We start from the raw sequence: 482 nt of genomic DNA on the forward strand, positions 1-482 counted from the left end.
GACGATGGCGTTTGAGAAGAAAGATATCGATAAGCGGCTGGAAGACGTGGTGAAGGAGGTGCTTGAGAATTCAAACGGCTTCGCCTTGCCGGGCTGGGAGCCGGAACGGCTGGCGGAGGTGCAGACCCTGTTTGCCAAATATAGCGCGGTGGATGATCAGAAGCTGCGGGAGAACCTGGTTTATTTTCTGCAGGCGGTGATCCCGGTTTGCGAAGAGGTTGGGGTGAAAATGGCGATCCACCCGGACGACCCGCCGTACTCCATTTTTGGCCTGCCGCGGGTGGTCAAAAACCGCGACGATCTGGACTGGATCTGCCGGGCCGTCGATTCACCCGCCAACGGCATTACGCTCTGCACCGGCTCGATTGCCGAAGATCCTGATAATGACGTGTACGCCATCCTGGCCGAATTTACCCGGCGTAAGCGAATTCATTTTGCCCACGTCCGCAATATAAAGCTGATGCAGGATAAAGACTTTTACG

At 55.8% G+C, this 482-nt stretch carries 1 protein-coding gene; it reads left to right on the forward strand.

Going from position 1 to position 482, the window contains the following annotated elements:
- On the forward strand, positions 1-482 hold a 482-nt coding region (locus M3191_RS18230; RefSeq protein ID WP_251701731.1), incomplete at both ends, for a mannonate dehydratase.

The organism is Sporosarcina luteola (assembly GCF_023715535.1).
Lineage (GTDB): Bacteria > Bacillota > Bacilli > Bacillales_A > Planococcaceae > Sporosarcina > Sporosarcina luteola_B.